The organism is Pseudomonas halotolerans (assembly GCF_039581215.1).
GTDB classification, from domain to species: Bacteria; Pseudomonadota; Gammaproteobacteria; order Pseudomonadales; family Pseudomonadaceae; genus Aquipseudomonas; species Aquipseudomonas tehranensis.
The window spans coordinates 188,118-204,946 of the sequence record NZ_JBCNTJ010000008.1; the positions used below are offsets into that span (position 1 = coordinate 188,118).

The following is a 16,829-nucleotide window of genomic DNA, read 5'->3' on the forward strand; positions in this document are numbered from 1 at the left end:
GCTGACGAGTGCAACGAGGCTGCGATCTTTCCCCAGACAATGAGTCCAACCGAGGGATTTGCGGCGGCCGCGAAAAATCGTGGACCGCCGTCAGTTCATTGCCCCCCAGCGCGGAGTTGCTGCTGCAAGTTCTGGATCTGCGCCTGCAATGTGTTGATATTGCGGGTGACCTGGCCGCGGAAGGCGTCGAACTCGGCAGTGTTGGTGCCACCGTTGTCCTGTTGGCTCTTGAGCACGATCATGTCCTGTTCCAGGCGCTCGATGGCAGAGTTGGAAGTGGCTCTTTTCAAAGCGGTGATGTCGGCACCGATGCTCTTGAGCCGGGCATCGAGGGCACCGTCTTCGCCCTGGTTTTTCAGGGCGGAAACTTCAGCCGCCAGCGCCTCGACCTGGGCTTGGAGCGCCTTGTTGGAAGCTTGCAGCTGAGTGTTGGCGTTCTGCTGTTCAGTGGTCTGGGCCATGATCTGGGCCAGTTCCTTGCCCAGATCGGCGGACGGCCCGAACGCGACCAGCTGTTGTTTGTACTGCTCCTGCAGCTTGTTATCGAATTGCTTGCTCTGCTCCTGAAGCTTGTTTTCCAGCTGTTTGATCTGCAGCTTCAAGGCTTCACTGTCGCTCATGACATTGGACTGACCGGCTACAACCTTGCCCGAAATGTCCTGCAGACGCCCCGCCGCATCCTCACTGATGCGCGCGAAGCTTTCCTGAGTGGCCACCAGTTGCTGTTCCATCAAGGAAATCTGCTGGAAGCTCCACCACGCCAGAAAGGCAAGCGCACACAACAGCGCACCAACCAATGCCCACAGCGGCCCGGTACTGGGGCCCTTGACCTTGGCCGCCGCAACAGGCGCCGGGCGTGCTTGCACATGGGGCGAACGGTTGGGCAGAAAGTCATCGTCATCGGGAATGTCCGCCCGCATCCGCAAGCTCGGTACATCATCGAAGTCGTCGTTGGCATCATTACGCATGGGCATTGGGTTTAACCTTTGGGAAACCGGTGATGGCTTGATGCGGCGAGTATAACCCCCTCGCCCGCCGCACCGATTGACCCCGAACCGGGCACTCGGTTCATGACGGGGCGATCAGCGGGCATCCTGGGCTTTCCACCAGGTGCAGAACTCATCAAGAGCGGTCCACAGACTGACCTGTGGATCGTAATCCAGATAATGCCGGGCCCGGCTGATGTCCAGGGTGAAATGCTTGTTCATGACCTGCATGCCCAAACGCGACAACGTCGGTTCGGGACGACCCGGCCACAACCTGCAGAAGCCTTCATTCAGGGCGGCGATGCTGTAGGCCAGCCCGTAGGAACGATAACGCCGGACCTGTGGGACTTCCATCTGTCGCATCACATAATTGACCACATCCCACAACGGCACCGGCGTGCCGTTACTGATGTTGTAAGCCTTGCCCAGGGCCGATTCGCCAGCCAACAGACTGCTGAGCAGCGCTTCGTTGAGGTTCTGCACGCTGGTGAAGTCCACCTTGTTCAACCCGTTGCCGACAATGGCCAGCCGCCCCTTGCGTTGCATTTTCAACAGCCGGGGGAAAATGCTCATGTCACCCGCGCCGGTGACAAAACGCGGGCGCAGAGCCAGGACTTCGAGACCGAACTCCTGGGCCCCGAAAACCTTCTGTTCAGCCAGGTATTTGGTGGCCGCGTAGGGATGTTTGAAACGCTTGGGCACTTGCTCTTCGGTCAGGGCCAGATGGTCCCGGCCATCGAAGTAAATCGACGGCGATGACAGATGAACCAGGCGCCTGACCTTCTGCTTGAGGCAGGCTTCGACAACATTTTCCGTGACCTGGACGTTGCCTTGGTGAAAATCCTGATAGCGCCCCCAAAGCCCCACGGAACCGGCGCAATGCACGACGCTGTCAACACCCAGGCACAGGTCGCGAGCCAGCAACGGGTCATTCAGATCCCCTTGGATGAACTGCGCCCCGCGACGCACCAGGTGCTCAACGCTCTCGGCCCGGCGACCGTTGACCCGCACATCCAGGCCTTGCTCCAGAGCGAAACGCGCAAAGCGCCCGCCAATGAAGCCGCTTGCGCCGGTGACCAGAATTTTCATGAAGACTCCTAAAATCAGATTTCGAGCTGCAAGCTACACGCTTCGAGCCAATCGCTTTCAACTGACCGCTTGTAGCTTGCTGCTTGCCGCTTTGATCAATCGTTCAGTCAACAAACCCAGCAACTGTCCACCATTGCGCCAATGATGCCAGTACAACGGCACATCGATCGGTTTATCTGCCAGCAACTCCACCAGCTCGCCCCGCTCCAGTTGCTCGCGCACTTGCAGCTCCGGCACCAGTCCCCAACCAAGCCCCGCTTCGGTGAGCCGAATGAAACCTTCGGACGACGGGCAAAGATGATGCTCGAAACCGCCTTCGCCCCCCAGAGAAGCAAGGTAGCGATGCTGCAGGAAATCATCCGGGCCGAACACCAGCGCCGGCGTGCGCGCCAGTTGGTCGGCGCGCACCCCATCGGGGAAGTGCCTGGCGATGAACGCCGGGCTGGCCAACGCCCGGTAGCGCATGGCCCCCAACAACACACTACGGGCACCGGCCACCGGGCGCTCACTGGCGCAGACGCACGCTGCCACCTCACCGGCACGCATGCGCTTGAGGCCGACGTTCTGGTCTTCCACCACCAAGTCGAGCAACAGATGATGTTCGGCGCAGAAGTCCGCAACGGCCCCCGCCCACCAAGTGGCCAGGCTGTCGGCGTTCAAGGCGATGCGCAGGCGCTCGGGCAGCCCCTCTTCATCCAACGCGGGCACCAGGCTTTGCAGGTCGCGCTCCAACAGCCGCACCTGCTGCACATGGTTGAGCAAGCGGCGACCGATTTCGGTGGGTGCCGGCGGCGTGACGCGCACCAGCACGGGCTGGCCGACCCGCGCCTCCAACAGTTTGATGCGCTGGGAAATCGCCGACTGCGACAAACCCAGCACTTGGGCGGCACGTTCGAACCCGGCCTGTTCGACCACTGCGGCCAGAGCAGAAAGCAATTTGTAATCGAACATCAGTTTTCCTAATGAGCAATCAGCAAGATTGGTTTTTCTTATAGCGCGTTGCACCGGAGAATGGCCAGCATTCAAACCTACTCGGGGAGTAATTTATGTGGCAAAGCTACATGAACGGACTGCTGGTGGCCCTCGGGCTGATCATGGCCATCGGCGCTCAGAACGCCTTTGTCCTGGCCCAAAGCCTGCGCCGCGAACATCACTTGCCGGTCGCGGCCCTGTGCGTAACGTGCGATGCGCTGCTGGTGGCCGCCGGGGTATTCGGCCTGGCGACACTGCTGGCCCAAAGCCCGTTGCTGCTTTCCATAGCCCGCTGGGGCGGCGCCGCGTTCCTGCTCTGGTATGGCAGCCTGGCGTTGCGCCGGGCCTGTTCGAAACAGAGCCTGCAACAAGATGAACAGCAGGTGGTGCGCTCGTTACGGGCGGTGCTGCTCAGTGCGTTGGCGGTGACCCTGCTCAACCCCCACGTATACCTGGACACCGTGCTGCTGATCGGCTCCCTCGGTGCCCAGCAAAGCGTGCCTGGCGCCTATGTCGTGGGTGCGGCCAGCGCCTCGTTGCTGTGGTTCTTCACGCTGGCGATCGGTGCGGCATGGCTCGCACCGTGGCTGGCCCGACCGAGTACCTGGCGGGTACTGGACGTGCTGGTGGCGACGATGATGTTCAGCGTGGCAATACAGTTGATCGTCTCCGGCTGATTATTCCAAACCGCTCTGGAACCTCTATCCCACACAGTTGTTGCGTGGTTATGCCGTTGCCCCGGTGCTATGATCCGACTCCTGCGCCGCAATGAGTACAAACTCCCCGGCGCTAGTCTGGCCGCCCGTGATCGGCCTTGCGCTCACCGCAACTGACCTGATTAGGAGAATCACCATGGCTTTCGAATTGCCGCCGCTGCCTTATCCACACGATGCACTGCAGCCGCACATCTCCAAAGAGACTCTGGAATACCACCACGACAAGCACCACAACACCTACGTCGTGAACCTGAACAACCTGGTACCTGGCACCGAGTTCGAAGGCAAGAGCCTGGAAGAAATCGTCAAGACTTCCTCGGGCGGTATCTTCAACAACGCCGCTCAGGTCTGGAACCACACCTTCTACTGGAACTGCCTGGCGCCAAACGCCGGTGGTCAACCTACCGGCGCGCTGGCCGAGGCCATCAACAGTGCGTTCGGTTCGTTCGACAAGTTCAAGGAAGAGTTCACCAAGACGTCCGTTGGCACCTTCGGCTCCGGTTGGGGCTGGCTGGTGAAAAAGGCTGACGGTTCCCTGGCCCTGGCCAGCACCATCGGCGCCGGCAACCCGCTGACCAGTGGCGACACCCCGCTGCTGACCTGCGACGTTTGGGAACACGCCTACTACATCGACTACCGCAACGTTCGTCCGAAGTACGTCGAAGCGTTCTGGAACCTGGTCAACTGGAAGTTCGTGGCCGAGCAGTTCGAAGGCAAGACCTTCACCGCTTGATTCGTGATGCCAGACAAAAGAACCCGGCGTGTTGCCGGGTTTTTTTTAGCCGGCACAAAGTCCCGGACCCTTTCCAGGCCAATACCTCGTGTCTGAAATCCAACAAAAATAGAACCCAGGCCTCAAGTTGCGGCCCCTTCCATCCGACACAATGGTCGTAGAGCAATAACTCTGAAAACGCCGTATAACGGCCAGGTTTCAGACGAAGACCCTTGTGTTTGATTGTCCCTTTGACTGACATCACAGGATTGCCAATACTCATGGCAACTTGACGCTACCCGCACGGAACAAGGAACCCCCTCTTTGAAGCTGGAACTCAAGAACAGCTTGTCTGTGAAGTTACTGCGGGTCGTGCTCCTCTCGGCATTGATCGTCGGCGTGGTATTGAGCTGCGCCCAGATCGTGTACGACGCCTACAAAACCGATCATGCGGTCGCCAGCGACGCTCAGCGAATTCTTGATATGTTCCGGGACCCTTCGACCCAGGCCGTCTACAGCCTGGACCGGGAAATGGGCATGCAAGTGATCGAGGGACTGTTTCAGGACAAAGCCGTGCGCATGGCCTCTATCGGTCATCCTCACGAGACCATGCTGGCCGAAAAAACCCGGCCTCTGCAGCAATCTGGAAGCCGCTGGCTGACCGACCTGATCCTTGGCCAGGAACGCACGTTCACCACGCAACTGGTGGGGCGTGGGCCTTACAGTGAATATTACGGCGACCTGAGCATTACCCTCGATACCGCCACCTACGGCCAGAGCTTCATCGGCAACGCTGTGATCATTTTCATATCGGGCATGTTGCGAGCCCTGGCGATGGGCCTGGTGTTGTACCTGGTCTATCACTGGCTGTTGACCAAGCCGCTGTCGCGGATCATCGAGCACCTGACCGAAATCAACCCCGACCGTCCCAGCGAACACAAGATTCCTCAACTGCCGGGCCACGAGAAAAACGAGCTGGGCCTATGGATCAATACCGCCAACCAGCTGCTCTCATCCATCGAACGCAATACGCACCTGCGCCACGAAGCAGAAAACAGCCTGCTGCGCATGGCCCAGTACGACTTCCTCACCGGCCTGCCCAATCGTCAACAGCTACAACAGCAACTGGACAAGATCCTGGTGGATGCCGGGCGCTTGCAACGTCGGGTGGCCGTGCTGTGTGTGGGGCTGGATGATTTCAAGGGCATCAACGAACAGTTCAGCTATCAAACCGGCGACCAGTTGCTGCTGGCCCTGGCCGATCGGCTGCGGGCCCACAGCGGGCGCCTTGGCGCGCTGGCACGACTGGGGGGCGACCAGTTTGCCCTGGTCCAGGCCGATATCGAACAACCTTACGAAGCCGCCGAGTTGGCCCAGAGCATCCTCGATGACCTGGAGGCACCGTTCGTCCTCGACGATCGGCAAATCCGCCTGCGGGCGACCATCGGCATCACCCTCTTCCCGGAAGACGGCGACAGCACCGAGAAGCTGTTGCAGAAAGCCGAGCAGACCATGACCCTGGCCAAGGCCCGGTCGCGCAATCGCTATCAGTTCTACATCGCCAGCGTCGACAGTGAAATGCGCCGCCGACGCGAACTGGAAAAAGACCTGCGCGAGGCGCTGTTGCTCGAGCAGTTCAGCCTGGTGTACCAGCCGCAGATCAGCTATCGCGACCTGCGGGTGGTCGGTACCGAGGCCCTGATTCGCTGGCATCACCCTGAACACGGCCTCGTGCCGCCGGACCTGTTCATTCCCCTGGCCGAGCAGAACGGCACCATCATCGCCATCGGTGAATGGGTGCTGGACCAGGCCTGCAAGCAGTTGCGCGAATGGCATGACCAGGGTTTCGTGGACCTGCGCATGGCAGTCAACCTGTCGACCGTGCAATTGCACCACGCCGAACTGCCACGCGTGGTGAACAACTTGCTGCAGATGTACCGCCTGCCGCCGCGCAGCCTGGAGCTGGAAGTCACGGAAACCGGTTTGATGGAAGACATTACCACCGCCGCCCAGCACTTGCTCAGCCTGCGCCGCTCCGGTGCGTTGATCGCCATCGATGATTTCGGGACCGGCTATTCGTCCCTGAGCTATCTCAAAAGCCTGCCGCTGGACAAGATCAAGATCGACAAGAGCTTCGTCCAGGACCTGCTCGATGACGAGGATGACGCGACCATCGTCCGGGCCATCATCCAGTTGGGCAAGAGCCTGGGGATGCAGGTGATCGCCGAGGGCGTCGAGACGGTCGAGCAGGAAGCCTACATCATCTCCGAGGGCTGCCACGAAGGTCAGGGGTACTACTACAGCAAACCGCTGCCGGCACGAGAATTGGGCCTCTATCTGAAGCAGGCGCAGCGCAGCAAAGTCTCCATCTTCTGATTCTTTCTCCCCTTGTTGTCATGCCTCTGTAGGAGCTGGCGAAGCCTGCGATCTTTTGATCGTGATCTTTGCCTTGAGATTCAAGCGTCAGGGAAAGATCGCAGCCTCGTTGCACTCGACAGCGCCTACGGACGCTGCAGAGTCTGGGGTCGTGGGTGAGCAAATAAGAAATATTTACAGCTACAACCCTTTACACATAATGCAAATCTTTCGCATTATGTCGCAGCTTTGCGCACCTCGCGCCTGTCCCATCCATCACCGAAGCAGGATGTTCGCCATGATTCGTATGCCTCTGGCTACCGCCAGTTTGCTGGCCATCGCTATTTCCCTCGCCGGTTGCGGCGAAGGCAAAGACAAGGCCGCCGCGCCGCAAACGCCAACGCCCGCAGCCAGCACCGCCGCCCCAGCCGCAGCTGGCAAGATCGACGAAGCCGCTGCCAAGGCCGTTGTCGCGCATTACGCCGACATCGTCCATGCGGTCTACAGCGATGCCGAATCCACCGCGAAAACCCTGCAAACCGCGATCGATGCGTTCCTGGCCAAACCGAACGACGAAACCCTCAACGCCGCCAAGGCCGCCTGGGTTGCCGCGCGCGTACCTTACCTGCAAAGCGAAGTGTTCCGTTTCGGCAACACCATCATCGACGACTGGGAAGGTCAGTTGAACGCCTGGCCGCTGGATGAGGGCCTGATCGACTACGTGGACACCTCCTATGCGCACGCATTGGGTAACCCGGGCGCCACCGCCAATATCATCGCCAATACCGAAGTCCAGGTGGGCGAAGACAAGGTCGACGTGAAAGACATCACTCCCGAGAAACTCGCCAGCCTGAACGAGCTGGGCGGTTCCGAGGCCAACGTCGCCACCGGCTACCACGCCATCGAATTCCTGCTGTGGGGCCAGGACCTCAACGGCACCGGCCCTGGTGCTGGCAACCGTCCGGCCTCCGATTACCTGGAAGGCGCCGGGGCTACTGGCGGTCACAACGACCGTCGTCGCGCCTACCTCAAGGCCGTGACCCAACTGCTGGTCAGCGATCTGGAAGAAATGGTCGGCAACTGGAAGCCAAACGTGGCTGACAACTACCGCGCCACCCTGGAAGCCGAGCCTGCCGAAACCGGCCTGCGCAAGATGCTGTTCGGTATGGGCAGCCTGTCCCTGGGTGAACTGGCGGGCGAGCGCATGAAAGTGTCCCTGGAAGCCAACTCGCCAGAAGACGAGCAAGACTGCTTCAGCGACAACACCCACAACTCGCACTTCTACGACGCCAAAGGTGTACGCAACGTTTACCTGGGCGAATACACCCGGGTCGACGGCACCAAGATGACCGGCGCCAGCCTGTCGTCCCTGGTGGCCAAGGCTGACCCGGCCGCTGACACCGCCCTGAAGGCCGACCTGGCCGACACCGAAGCCAAGATCCAGGTCATGGTCGATCACGCCAACAAGGGTGAGCACTACGACCAACTGATCGCTGCGGGCAACACCGCTGGCAATCAGGTCGTGCGCGACGCCATCGCCGCACTGGTCAAGCAGACCGGCGCGATCGAACAGGCCGCGGGCAAACTGGGCATCAGCGACCTGAACCCGGACAGCGCTGATCACGAGTTCTGATCAATGCTGGCTGGCTGACGGGTTACGCCCGTCAGCCAAGCCGAAAAGCCCTGTGGGAGCGGGCTTGCCCGCGATAGCGATGTATCAGCCAACAGCAATGTGACTGACATACCGCTATCGCGAGCAAGCTCGCTCCCACAGTGGTTTCGGGTGTTCATAAAGACAATGCACACCACAACTCCCTTATGGGAGCGGGCTTGCTCGCGATGGCGGTGGGTCAAGCAACAGCGATGTTGACTGTGCCGGCGCCTTCGCGAGCAGGCTCGCTCCCACAGTGGTTTCGGGTGTTCATAAATACGATGCACACCACAACTCCCTTGTGGGAGCGGGCTTGCCCGCGATAGCGATGTATCAGCCAACAGCAATGTGACTGACATTCCGCTATCGCGAGCAAGCTCGCTCCCACAGTGGTTTCAGGCGTTCATAAATACCATGCACACCACAACTCCCTTGTGGGAGCGGGCTTGCCGCGATGGCGATGTATAAGCCAACAGCAATGTGACTGACATACCGCTATCGCGAGCAGGCTCGCTCCCACAGTGGTTTCAGGCGTTCATAAATACCATGCACACCACAACTCCCTTATGGGAGCGGGCTTGCTCGCGATGGCGGTGGGTCAAGCAACAGCGATGTTGACTGTGCCTCGCGAGCAGGCTCGCTCCCACAGTGGTTTCGGGTGTTCATAAATACGATGCACACCACAACTCCCTTGTGGGAGCGAGCCTGCTCGCGATGGCGGTGGGTCAAGCAACAGCGATGTTGACTGTGCCGGCGCCTTCGCGAGCAAGCCCGCTCCCACAGTGGTTTTGGGTGTTCATAAATACGATGCACACCACAACTCCCACAGGAAATTTCATCGCTTGTGGTCATCACTGCAACTCCGCAAGCCGCCCCTCGATAAACCGCCTCTCCGGCAATTGCTGCGTCAATTCAAGCGCGCGTCGATACGCCACCCTCGCCTCCTCCACGCGTCCCAACTGCCGGCAGAGTTCTGCCCGCGCCGAGTGGGCCAGGTGATAATCGAGCAACTCACCCCGGTCCAGAATCGCGTCGATCCGCTGCAAGCCCGCTTGCGGTCCATCACGCTTGGCCAGGGCCGCGGCGCGGTTGAGTTCGATCACCGGCGAAGGCACTGCGCGCAACAGCACATCATAGAGGCCGACGATCTGCGGCCAGTCGGTCTCCTGCGCCGTGGCGGCCTCGGCATGCACCGCCGCAATCGCGGCTTGCAGGCAATAAGGCCCGAACCGTCGGGTATTGAGCGCGGCCTCCACCAGGGCACAACCTTCGGCAATCATGTCGGCGTCCCACAAGGAGCGGTCCTGCTCATCCAGCAGGATCAGTTCACCGCCCGGTGAAGTTCGCGCTCGCCGCCGCGACTCGTGCAGCAGCATCAACGCCAGCAAACCCATGACTTCGGCTTCAGGCAACAGCTCCATCAACAGGCGGGCCAGGCGGATCGCTTCGCGGGTCAAATCTTCACGCGTGACCTCGGCCCCCATTGAGGCCGAATAGCCTTCGTTGAACACCAGGTAGATCACGCGCAACACGCTGTCCAGCCGCTCGGGCAGTTCCGAACGGGACGGCACCTGGTAGGGGATCTTCGCATCGCGAATTTTTGCCTTGGCCCGCACAATGCGCTGGGCGATGGCCGCCGGGGCGGCGAGAAAAGCCCGGGCGATCTCTTCGGTGGTCAGGTCGCACACTTCCCGCAACGTCAGCGGCACCTGGGCATCAGCCGCCAGGGCCGGGTGGCAACAGGTGAAGATCAGCCGCAGGCGATCGTCTTCCACGTCCTCATCACTCCAGTCGCTCTGCTCCAGTTCTTCGAGCTGGGCAATCAGCATCGGCCGGGACGCCGCGAAGCGAGCGCGCCTGCGCAAACTGTCGATGGCCTTGAAACGCCCGGCCGACACCAGCCAGGCCCGAGGGTTATCCGGCACACCGTCACGCTGCCAGCGCTCGACCGCGATGAAGAAGGCCTCGTGCAAGGCCTCTTCAGCAAGGTCGAAGTCCCCCAGCAGGCGAATCAGCGTCGCCAGGATGCGCCGCGAGTCTTGCCGATAAACCTGCTCGACCCGTGCGCTGACTTCTTCGGCCGACATCAGTCGGGCATGCCCTGGGTCACCAGTGCTTCGAGCCGGTCCAGGCTCTGGCCCCAACCTTCGTGAAAACCCATGGCTTCGTGGGCCTGGCGGTCTTCTTCGTTCCAGTGCAGGGCGCGGGCGGTGTAACGGGTTTTATCGCCCACCTCCTCAAGCAACACTTCGCCGGTCATGAAGGCTTTGCCGGAGGGGATCCAGCCGGGCACAAACGCATCGGTGAACACCAGCCGCTGCGGGGCGACGATCTCCAGGAACACGCCCATGGTCGGATACTCACTGCCGTCCGGGGCACGCATCAGGGTGCGAAACTGACCACCGACCCACAGGTCCATTTCGCACTCCGGCGTCGTCATGCCATGTGGCCCCCACCACTGGACAAGCAGGGCCGGCTCGGTCCAGGCGCGGAAGATCTTTCGGCGCGGGGCGTCGATCACCCGACTGATGGATAACTCGAACGAGGCAGGTTTGAGGTTCATGAATGAAATCCTGTTTGTGATTGTTGTTCAGGGGTTCAGTTGGCGTACCGGTCGGACCTCGACGCAGCCGACCCGGGCCGCCGGAATGTTGCCGGCGACCTGGAGGGCTTCGTTCAGGTCTTTGGCGTCGATCAGGTAGAAGCCCGCCAGTTGCTCCTTGGTTTCGGCAAACGGACCGTCCGTGATCGACAATTTGCCGCCGCGCATGCGCACCGTCGTAGCGGTTTGCACCGACTCCAGGGCCTCGGCGGCAATCATCCGACCGCTGCCCTGGATCGACTCGGCGTAGGCCATGCATTCAGCGTCCTGCGGGCTGTCGGGTGAGTTGTGCAGCGCATGCTCGTTGCTATAGACCAGGCATAAATACTTCATGGAAAGCTCCGTGATCGAACTGATCAACTATGGACCGCTGAAAGACACTCGGCGAAAAACCCGACGATCAGGGCTGCAGGTCGAACAGGGCCGTGCCGGCCATCGGATCAAACGGCGCGGACCAGTGTTCGTGGACAATCTTCCATTGCCCGGCCACCCGTTGATAGCAGGCCGTCGTGCGCATCCAGCACGCCTGCTCTTCGCCTTTGTCGTTGGTCCCGCCGCAATAGGCCAGCCAGTGCGCGAAGGCAATGTTGTCGGCCGAGGTAATCTCGACTTGATGGAAGTCGAACTTGTGCGGTCCGGGGCACATTTCCATGCACGCCTGCCAATGGGCCCGGTAGGCAACCTTGCCCTTGAATTGCAGGGCCTGGATGGCATCGAACGAAACGATGTTGTCGTCATAGAGCGCCATGACTTTTTCAACGTTCTTTTCCATGACGGCCTGGCGATACGTCTCGATCAGGGCCTGGATTTCGGTTTCGGTGGTTGGGGTATTCATGGTGATTCTCCGCAGGTTTTTTGTTGAAGACACCCTTTGTCGTTTAGAGAAACTGCGAATCGACAACCCAAACAAAAATAATTCAAAGAAAAAAATTCGTTAGAATCCCAGGTCCATTCTGTCGGCCAACCACGGATGCTTTTGTGACCGCTCAGCTCGTCCCCTACGAAGACCTCACCGAGCTGCAGCGCACGCAGGTCGAAGCCATCGAAATCCACCCCGAACAGATCAAGTTCGCCGGCGATATCCACGGCGCGCTGCACACGCTGCTGTCCAAGCCTGGCCCGGGGGTCAAGGGGTTCGCATTATTGGCCGACGATGTGCCAGTGGCTTTCCTGCTGCTCAAGCGCCCACCCGTGCTGCCCGCCTGGGCCGATGAGCACAGCGCCACCCTGCACGCCCTGCAAGTCGACTACCGGGCCCAAGGCCAGGGTTACGGCAAGGCCTGTTTGCAAGCGCTCCCTGCCGTGGCTCGGGCGGCATGGCCGCACATCAGGGGGCTGGAGCTTTCGGTCGACGCCGATAACGTCTTGGCCATCGGCCTGTACACGCGGTTGGGCTGGGTCGACAGTGGCGAGGCGTACAAGGGCCGCATCGGTTACGAGCGGCGGATGGGGCTGGTGTTTTGACCCAGCGGTGCGAACTTGCTCGCGATAGGCCCTCACATCAGCATCGTCGCTGACGGTCATACCGCTATCGCGAGCAAGCTCGCTCCCACAGATTTGGCCATGCCGAGCGGCGAGCGGGTGGCAATCAGCTCGGTTTGAGCGGTATCCAGACTTCCAGAGAGCCTTCGCCGGTTTTGGGATTGAAGTCTTCACTGTAGCGCTCGAACTCCGGGGCATCGGCAGCGGTGTGGCCGGATTGCGGCAACCACTCTTTCCAGATGTAGTGGAACGTCTGCGGCAGGTCTTTCAACGGGCCTTTGTGTTCGAACACGGCATAGTGCGCGGGCTGTATTTCGATCCAGCGCAATTGTTCGGGCAAATCATCGAGCCGGCTGACTTCCACTCCGGCAATGTATTCAAACCCGCCCTCCCCGTCCGGGTTGCAACACACGCCATAGGTGACCTCATCTTTCTGCCCTGGCACTTTACCGAGCCAGGGCAAAAACTTTTCCCAGAGCAGCGGGATATCCTGGGCGGTGTCCTGAGTAAAACGGCCACCAAAACCGGCGATGAGCTGAAAGCGTCCGTGTTCCAAGCGTGGCTCGGCGGTGTTATCGGATTCGTGCTTTTCCATGCATCAACACTCCAGAAACGTGAGGTCGGGTTTTGCAGTATAGAAGCCAAATGGAGATTGCCAGGTCCGTTTCGCTTGTCAGAGCCCAGGCACCACGGCCGGCGCGAGCTTGCCGATAAACTCGTGGTAGCCAGAAACAATCACGTACACCGCGAAATAGCAGAAGATCGCTGCCGATGCCCAATAGCAATAGCGCAACAGTTTATCGCCCAACAGCTTGCCACCCTGGGTTGCCGCCAGGCACAGACCTGCACACCACAGCAGCCCTGCGCAGAGAAACCCACTCAGGAACAGCGCCGAGCTGAGGATCGTTCCGCCGCCTGAACGAGCGATCAATGTACCGCCCACCGCCGCGAACCAGAGAATGGCACTGGGCGAGGACATCGCCAGGAAAATCCCGCGAAAAAACTCCTGCCCGGAAGAATGACCCCGCACCTCACCAGCCTCGGCCAGCACCGCACTGTGATAGATCGCTGAATGAATCATCTTCGCGGCAAAATACAGCAGCAGCACCGAACCGCCGATCCACAGGACCCAGCGCACCGTTTCGTATTGCAGCAGCACCGTCATGCCAGCCAAGGCCAGGACCGCGTAGACCAGGTCCCCCACACATGTGCCCAGCCCCAGGGCAAAACCCTGAAAATAGCCACGCTGCATGGCCAGGGTAATCATCGCGATATTGGCCACGCCAATGTCCAGGCACAAAGAAAGGCTCAGCAGGAAACCGCTGGAAAATTCCATCATTCAGTCCATTCGATTTTTTGAATAAGGCGAGTCATGCAGTCCGCAGGCGTGACTCAAAGCCCCACGACCGGATCGACAGTGTCGTCGAAAATAGTTGCGCGCCGCTACTGGACAATGGGCCATCAGCCCCTTTATCTTGCGCCGCAGGCCACCGCAGTGGCCAACGTCGCTCGGACGGTTCCGGGCGCTCACGTATCTCGAGGCAACAATGGCCAACCCAGGTTCGCCGCGCCGCTTTGCGCGCATCGATCGACTCCCCCCGTATGTATTCAATATCACTGCCGAGCTGAAGATGGCTGCGCGTCGGCGCGGCGAAGACATCATCGACCTGAGCATGGGTAACCCCGACGGCGCCACGCCACCACACATCGTGGAAAAACTGGTCACCGTCGCCCAGCGCGAAGACACCCACGGTTACTCCACCTCCAAAGGCATACCGCGCCTGCGCCGCGCCATTTCGCGCTGGTACAAGGACCGCTACGAGGTGGACATCGACCCGGAAACCGAAGCCATCGTCACCATCGGTTCCAAGGAAGGCCTGGCGCATCTGATGCTGGCGACCCTGGATCAGGGCGACACCGTGCTGGTGCCCAATCCCAGCTATCCGATCCACATCTACGGCGCGGTGATCGCCGGTGCCCAGGTACGTTCGGTGCCCCTGGTGCCGGGGGTGGACTTTTTCGATGAGCTGGAGCGGGCCATTCGCGGCTCGATTCCCAAGCCGAAAATGATGATCCTGGGGTTCCCGTCCAACCCTACCGCGCAATGCGTGGAGCTGGATTTCTTCGAGCGGGTCATCGCCCTGGCCAAACAGTACGACGTGCTGGTGATCCACGACCTGGCCTACGCCGACATTGTCTACGACGGCTGGAAAGCCCCGTCGATCATGCAGGTGCCTGGTGCAAAAGACATTGCCGTGGAATTCTTCACCCTGTCCAAAAGCTACAACATGGCCGGCTGGCGTATCGGCTTCATGGTGGGCAATGCAGAACTGGTCAACGCCCTGGCGCGGATCAAGAGCTACCACGACTACGGCACCTTCACACCGCTGCAGGTGGCGGCCATCGCCGCGCTTGAAGGTGACCAGCAGTGCGTGCGTGATATCGCCGAGCAGTACCGCCAGCGCCGCAATGTGCTGGTCAAGGGTCTGCATGAACTGGGCTGGATGGTGGAAAACCCCAAGGCGTCGATGTACGTCTGGGCGAAGATCCCCGAGGCTTATGCTCACCTGGGTTCGCTGGAGTTTGCCAAGAAACTGTTGGCCGAAGCCAAGGTCTGCGTCTCGCCGGGGGTAGGGTTCGGGGAATATGGCGATGATCACGTGCGCTTTGCACTGATCGAAAACCAGGACCGGATTCGCCAGGCTGTGCGCGGGATCCGCGGGATGTTCCGGGCGGATGGGTTGGTAAGCAAACCTAACGCCTGACACAAGATCAATGTGTAAGACCCATGTGGGAGCGAGCCTGCTCGCGATGGCGGTGTAACAGTCAACAGAGATGCTGAATGTTATATCGCCATCGCGAGCAGGCTCGCTCCCACAGTTGGGTATTGCGTCAGGTCTAGACCACCAGCGACAGCAACAGGATGAAGATCAGCGCTACCACGGACAGGATGGTTTCCATCGCAGTCCAGGTCTTGAAGGTTTCGGCCACGGTCATGTTGAAGTACTGCTTGACCAGCCAGAAACCGGCATCGTTGACGTGAGACAGGATCAGCGAACCGGCACCGGTCGCCAGGACCAACAGCTCACGGTTCACGCCCGGAATCATCCCGACCACCGGCACCACAATCCCCGCCCCCGTGATGGTTGCCACGGTCGCCGAACCGGTGGCGATGCGAATCACCGCCGCCACCAGCCAGGCCAACAGAATCGGGGAAATCTGCGCACTCACTGCCATGTGACCGATCACATCGCCCACACCGCTGGTGACCAGCATCTGCTTGAAGCCACCGCCCGCACCGATGATCAGAATGATCGCGGCAGTGGGTGCCAGACTCGCGTCCAGCCATTTGAGCATCTGGCTGGAACCGATGCCCTGCTTGTAGCCGAAGGTGTACAGCGACAGCAGCAACGCCAACAGCAGTGCAGAAATCGGATGCCCGATCAGGTCCATGAACGTGCGGAAGAAATTGCCTTCAGGCAGCACCACATCGGCAAAGGTCTTGAGCAGCATCAGGAACACCGGCGACAGGACGGTGATCAGCGTGATGTTGAAGCTCGGCAGATCGGCTGAGTCAGTCTCACGGGCCAGTTGATCCACCAGTTCCTGATTCGGATGGCCGGGGATGTGCTTGGCAATGAATGTACCGAAAATCGGCCCGGCAATAATGGCCGTTGGCAGCGCCACGATCAGGCCATAAAGAATGGTTTTACCGATGTCGGCACCAAACACGCCAATCGCCAGCAGCGGGCCCGGGTGCGGTGGCACCAGGCCGTGGACCGCGGAAAGACCGGCCAGCAGCGGGATACCGATCTTGATGATCGAGACACCGGTGCGACGCGCCACGATGAACACCAGCGGAATCAGCAGCACGAAGCCGATTTCGAAGAACAGCGGAATGCCCACCAGGAAGGCGGCGAACATCATGGCCCACTGCACTTTATCCTTGCCGAAGGCGCGGATCAGGGTTTGGGCGATCTGATCGGCCCCGCCCGATTCGGCCATCATTTTGCCGAGCATCGTGCCCAGCGCCAGGATGATGCCGACAAAGCCCAGCACGCCGCCGAAGCCGTCCTGGAACGCCTTGATGATGGTGTCGATCGGCATGCCCGATGTCAGGCCCAGGAAAGCGGCCGCGATGGTCAGCGCAATGAACGGGTGAAGTTTGAACTTGGTGATGAGGACGATAAGTCCGATCACCGTAACCACTGCATCAAGCAGCAGAAACGTCTCGTGGGACATGCCGAACATGGGAGGTGTCTCC

16 protein-coding genes are annotated in these 16,829 nt (G+C 60.2%); 6 read left to right on the forward strand and 10 right to left on the reverse strand.

Annotated elements, in window-relative coordinates; all coding sequences use genetic code 11:
- Positions 1–95 precede the first annotated feature (95 nt).
- The 3 genes from AAIS01_RS13690 to AAIS01_RS13700 form a co-directional block, all read right to left on the reverse strand.
- Positions 96–974, reverse strand: coding sequence for an ATPase (locus AAIS01_RS13690; protein ID WP_343469394.1), 879 nt, complete (start codon positions 972–974; stop codon positions 96–98).
- A gap of 108 nt (positions 975–1,082) precedes the next feature.
- On the reverse strand, positions 1,083–2,075 hold the full coding sequence (locus tag AAIS01_RS13695; protein WP_343469395.1) for an NAD-dependent epimerase/dehydratase family protein: 993 nt from the start codon (positions 2,073–2,075) through the stop codon (positions 1,083–1,085).
- 57 nt (positions 2,076–2,132) lie between these two features.
- Entirely contained in the window at positions 2,133–3,026 is an 894-nt protein-coding gene (locus tag AAIS01_RS13700; RefSeq protein WP_343469396.1) for a LysR family transcriptional regulator ArgP, read from the reverse strand.
- Between the two features lie 95 nt (positions 3,027–3,121).
- On the opposite strand from AAIS01_RS13700, the gene AAIS01_RS13705 reads away from it, so the two are divergent.
- The 4 genes from AAIS01_RS13705 (at position 3,122) to AAIS01_RS13720 (ending at position 8,463) form a co-directional block, all read left to right on the forward strand.
- The gene (locus tag AAIS01_RS13705; protein ID WP_214916610.1) at positions 3,122–3,724 is read left to right on the forward strand and encodes a LysE/ArgO family amino acid transporter; all 603 of its coding nucleotides are present in this window, start codon (positions 3,122–3,124) and stop codon (positions 3,722–3,724) included.
- 175 nt (positions 3,725–3,899) lie between these two features.
- On the forward strand, positions 3,900–4,496 hold the full coding sequence (locus AAIS01_RS13710; RefSeq protein WP_343469397.1) for a superoxide dismutase: 597 nt from the start codon (positions 3,900–3,902) through the stop codon (positions 4,494–4,496).
- A 303-nt stretch (positions 4,497–4,799) separates the two neighbouring features.
- Complete coding sequence (locus AAIS01_RS13715; RefSeq protein ID WP_343469398.1) at positions 4,800–6,851, forward strand: putative bifunctional diguanylate cyclase/phosphodiesterase; 2,052 nt, start codon at positions 4,800–4,802, stop codon at positions 6,849–6,851.
- Between the two features lie 277 nt (positions 6,852–7,128).
- The gene (locus AAIS01_RS13720) at positions 7,129–8,463 is read left to right on the forward strand and encodes an imelysin family protein (protein WP_343469399.1); all 1,335 of its coding nucleotides are present in this window, start codon (positions 7,129–7,131) and stop codon (positions 8,461–8,463) included.
- Positions 8,464–9,332: 869 nt separating this feature from the next.
- Here the strand turns inward: AAIS01_RS13720 and AAIS01_RS13725 are convergent.
- From AAIS01_RS13725 to AAIS01_RS13740, 4 genes are all read right to left on the reverse strand, one after another.
- Positions 9,333–10,568 carry an RNA polymerase sigma factor gene (locus tag AAIS01_RS13725; RefSeq protein WP_343469400.1) on the reverse strand — a complete coding sequence of 412 codons (1,236 nt, stop codon included), beginning with the start codon at positions 10,566–10,568 and terminating at the stop codon, positions 9,333–9,335.
- Entirely contained in the window at positions 10,568–11,044 is a 477-nt protein-coding gene (locus tag AAIS01_RS13730; protein WP_343469401.1) for an SRPBCC family protein, read from the reverse strand. Before AAIS01_RS13730 ends, AAIS01_RS13725 begins: the two co-directional genes overlap by 1 nt.
- A gap of 27 nt (positions 11,045–11,071) precedes the next feature.
- Positions 11,072–11,416 (reverse strand): YciI family protein, encoded by a 345-nt coding sequence (locus tag AAIS01_RS13735; RefSeq protein WP_092397118.1) that lies wholly within the window; start codon positions 11,414–11,416, stop codon positions 11,072–11,074.
- 67 nt (positions 11,417–11,483) lie between these two features.
- Positions 11,484–11,918 (reverse strand): YybH family protein, encoded by a 435-nt coding sequence (locus tag AAIS01_RS13740; RefSeq protein WP_343469402.1) that lies wholly within the window; start codon positions 11,916–11,918, stop codon positions 11,484–11,486.
- Between the two features lie 143 nt (positions 11,919–12,061).
- Between AAIS01_RS13740 and AAIS01_RS13745 the strand changes: the two genes are divergently transcribed.
- Complete coding sequence (locus tag AAIS01_RS13745) at positions 12,062–12,547, forward strand: GNAT family N-acetyltransferase (RefSeq protein WP_343469403.1); 486 nt, start codon at positions 12,062–12,064, stop codon at positions 12,545–12,547.
- A gap of 124 nt (positions 12,548–12,671) precedes the next feature.
- Here the strand turns inward: AAIS01_RS13745 and AAIS01_RS13750 are convergent, their stop codons facing one another.
- Entirely contained in the window at positions 12,672–13,160 is a 489-nt protein-coding gene (locus tag AAIS01_RS13750) for a GyrI-like domain-containing protein (RefSeq protein ID WP_343469404.1), read from the reverse strand.
- A gap of 78 nt (positions 13,161–13,238) precedes the next feature.
- On the reverse strand, positions 13,239–13,901 hold the full coding sequence (locus AAIS01_RS13755) for a LysE family translocator (RefSeq protein ID WP_343469405.1): 663 nt from the start codon (positions 13,899–13,901) through the stop codon (positions 13,239–13,241).
- A gap of 211 nt (positions 13,902–14,112) precedes the next feature.
- On the opposite strand from AAIS01_RS13755, the gene alaC reads away from it, so the two are divergent.
- Entirely contained in the window at positions 14,113–15,330 is a 1,218-nt protein-coding gene (alaC, locus tag AAIS01_RS13760; RefSeq protein WP_214916634.1) for an alanine transaminase, read from the forward strand.
- Positions 15,331–15,463: 133 nt separating this feature from the next.
- Here alaC and AAIS01_RS13765 read toward each other — a convergent pair whose 3' ends face one another.
- Complete coding sequence (locus AAIS01_RS13765; RefSeq protein ID WP_343469406.1) at positions 15,464–16,816, reverse strand: GntP family permease; 1,353 nt, start codon at positions 16,814–16,816, stop codon at positions 15,464–15,466.
- Between the last annotated feature and the right edge of the window lie 13 nt (positions 16,817–16,829).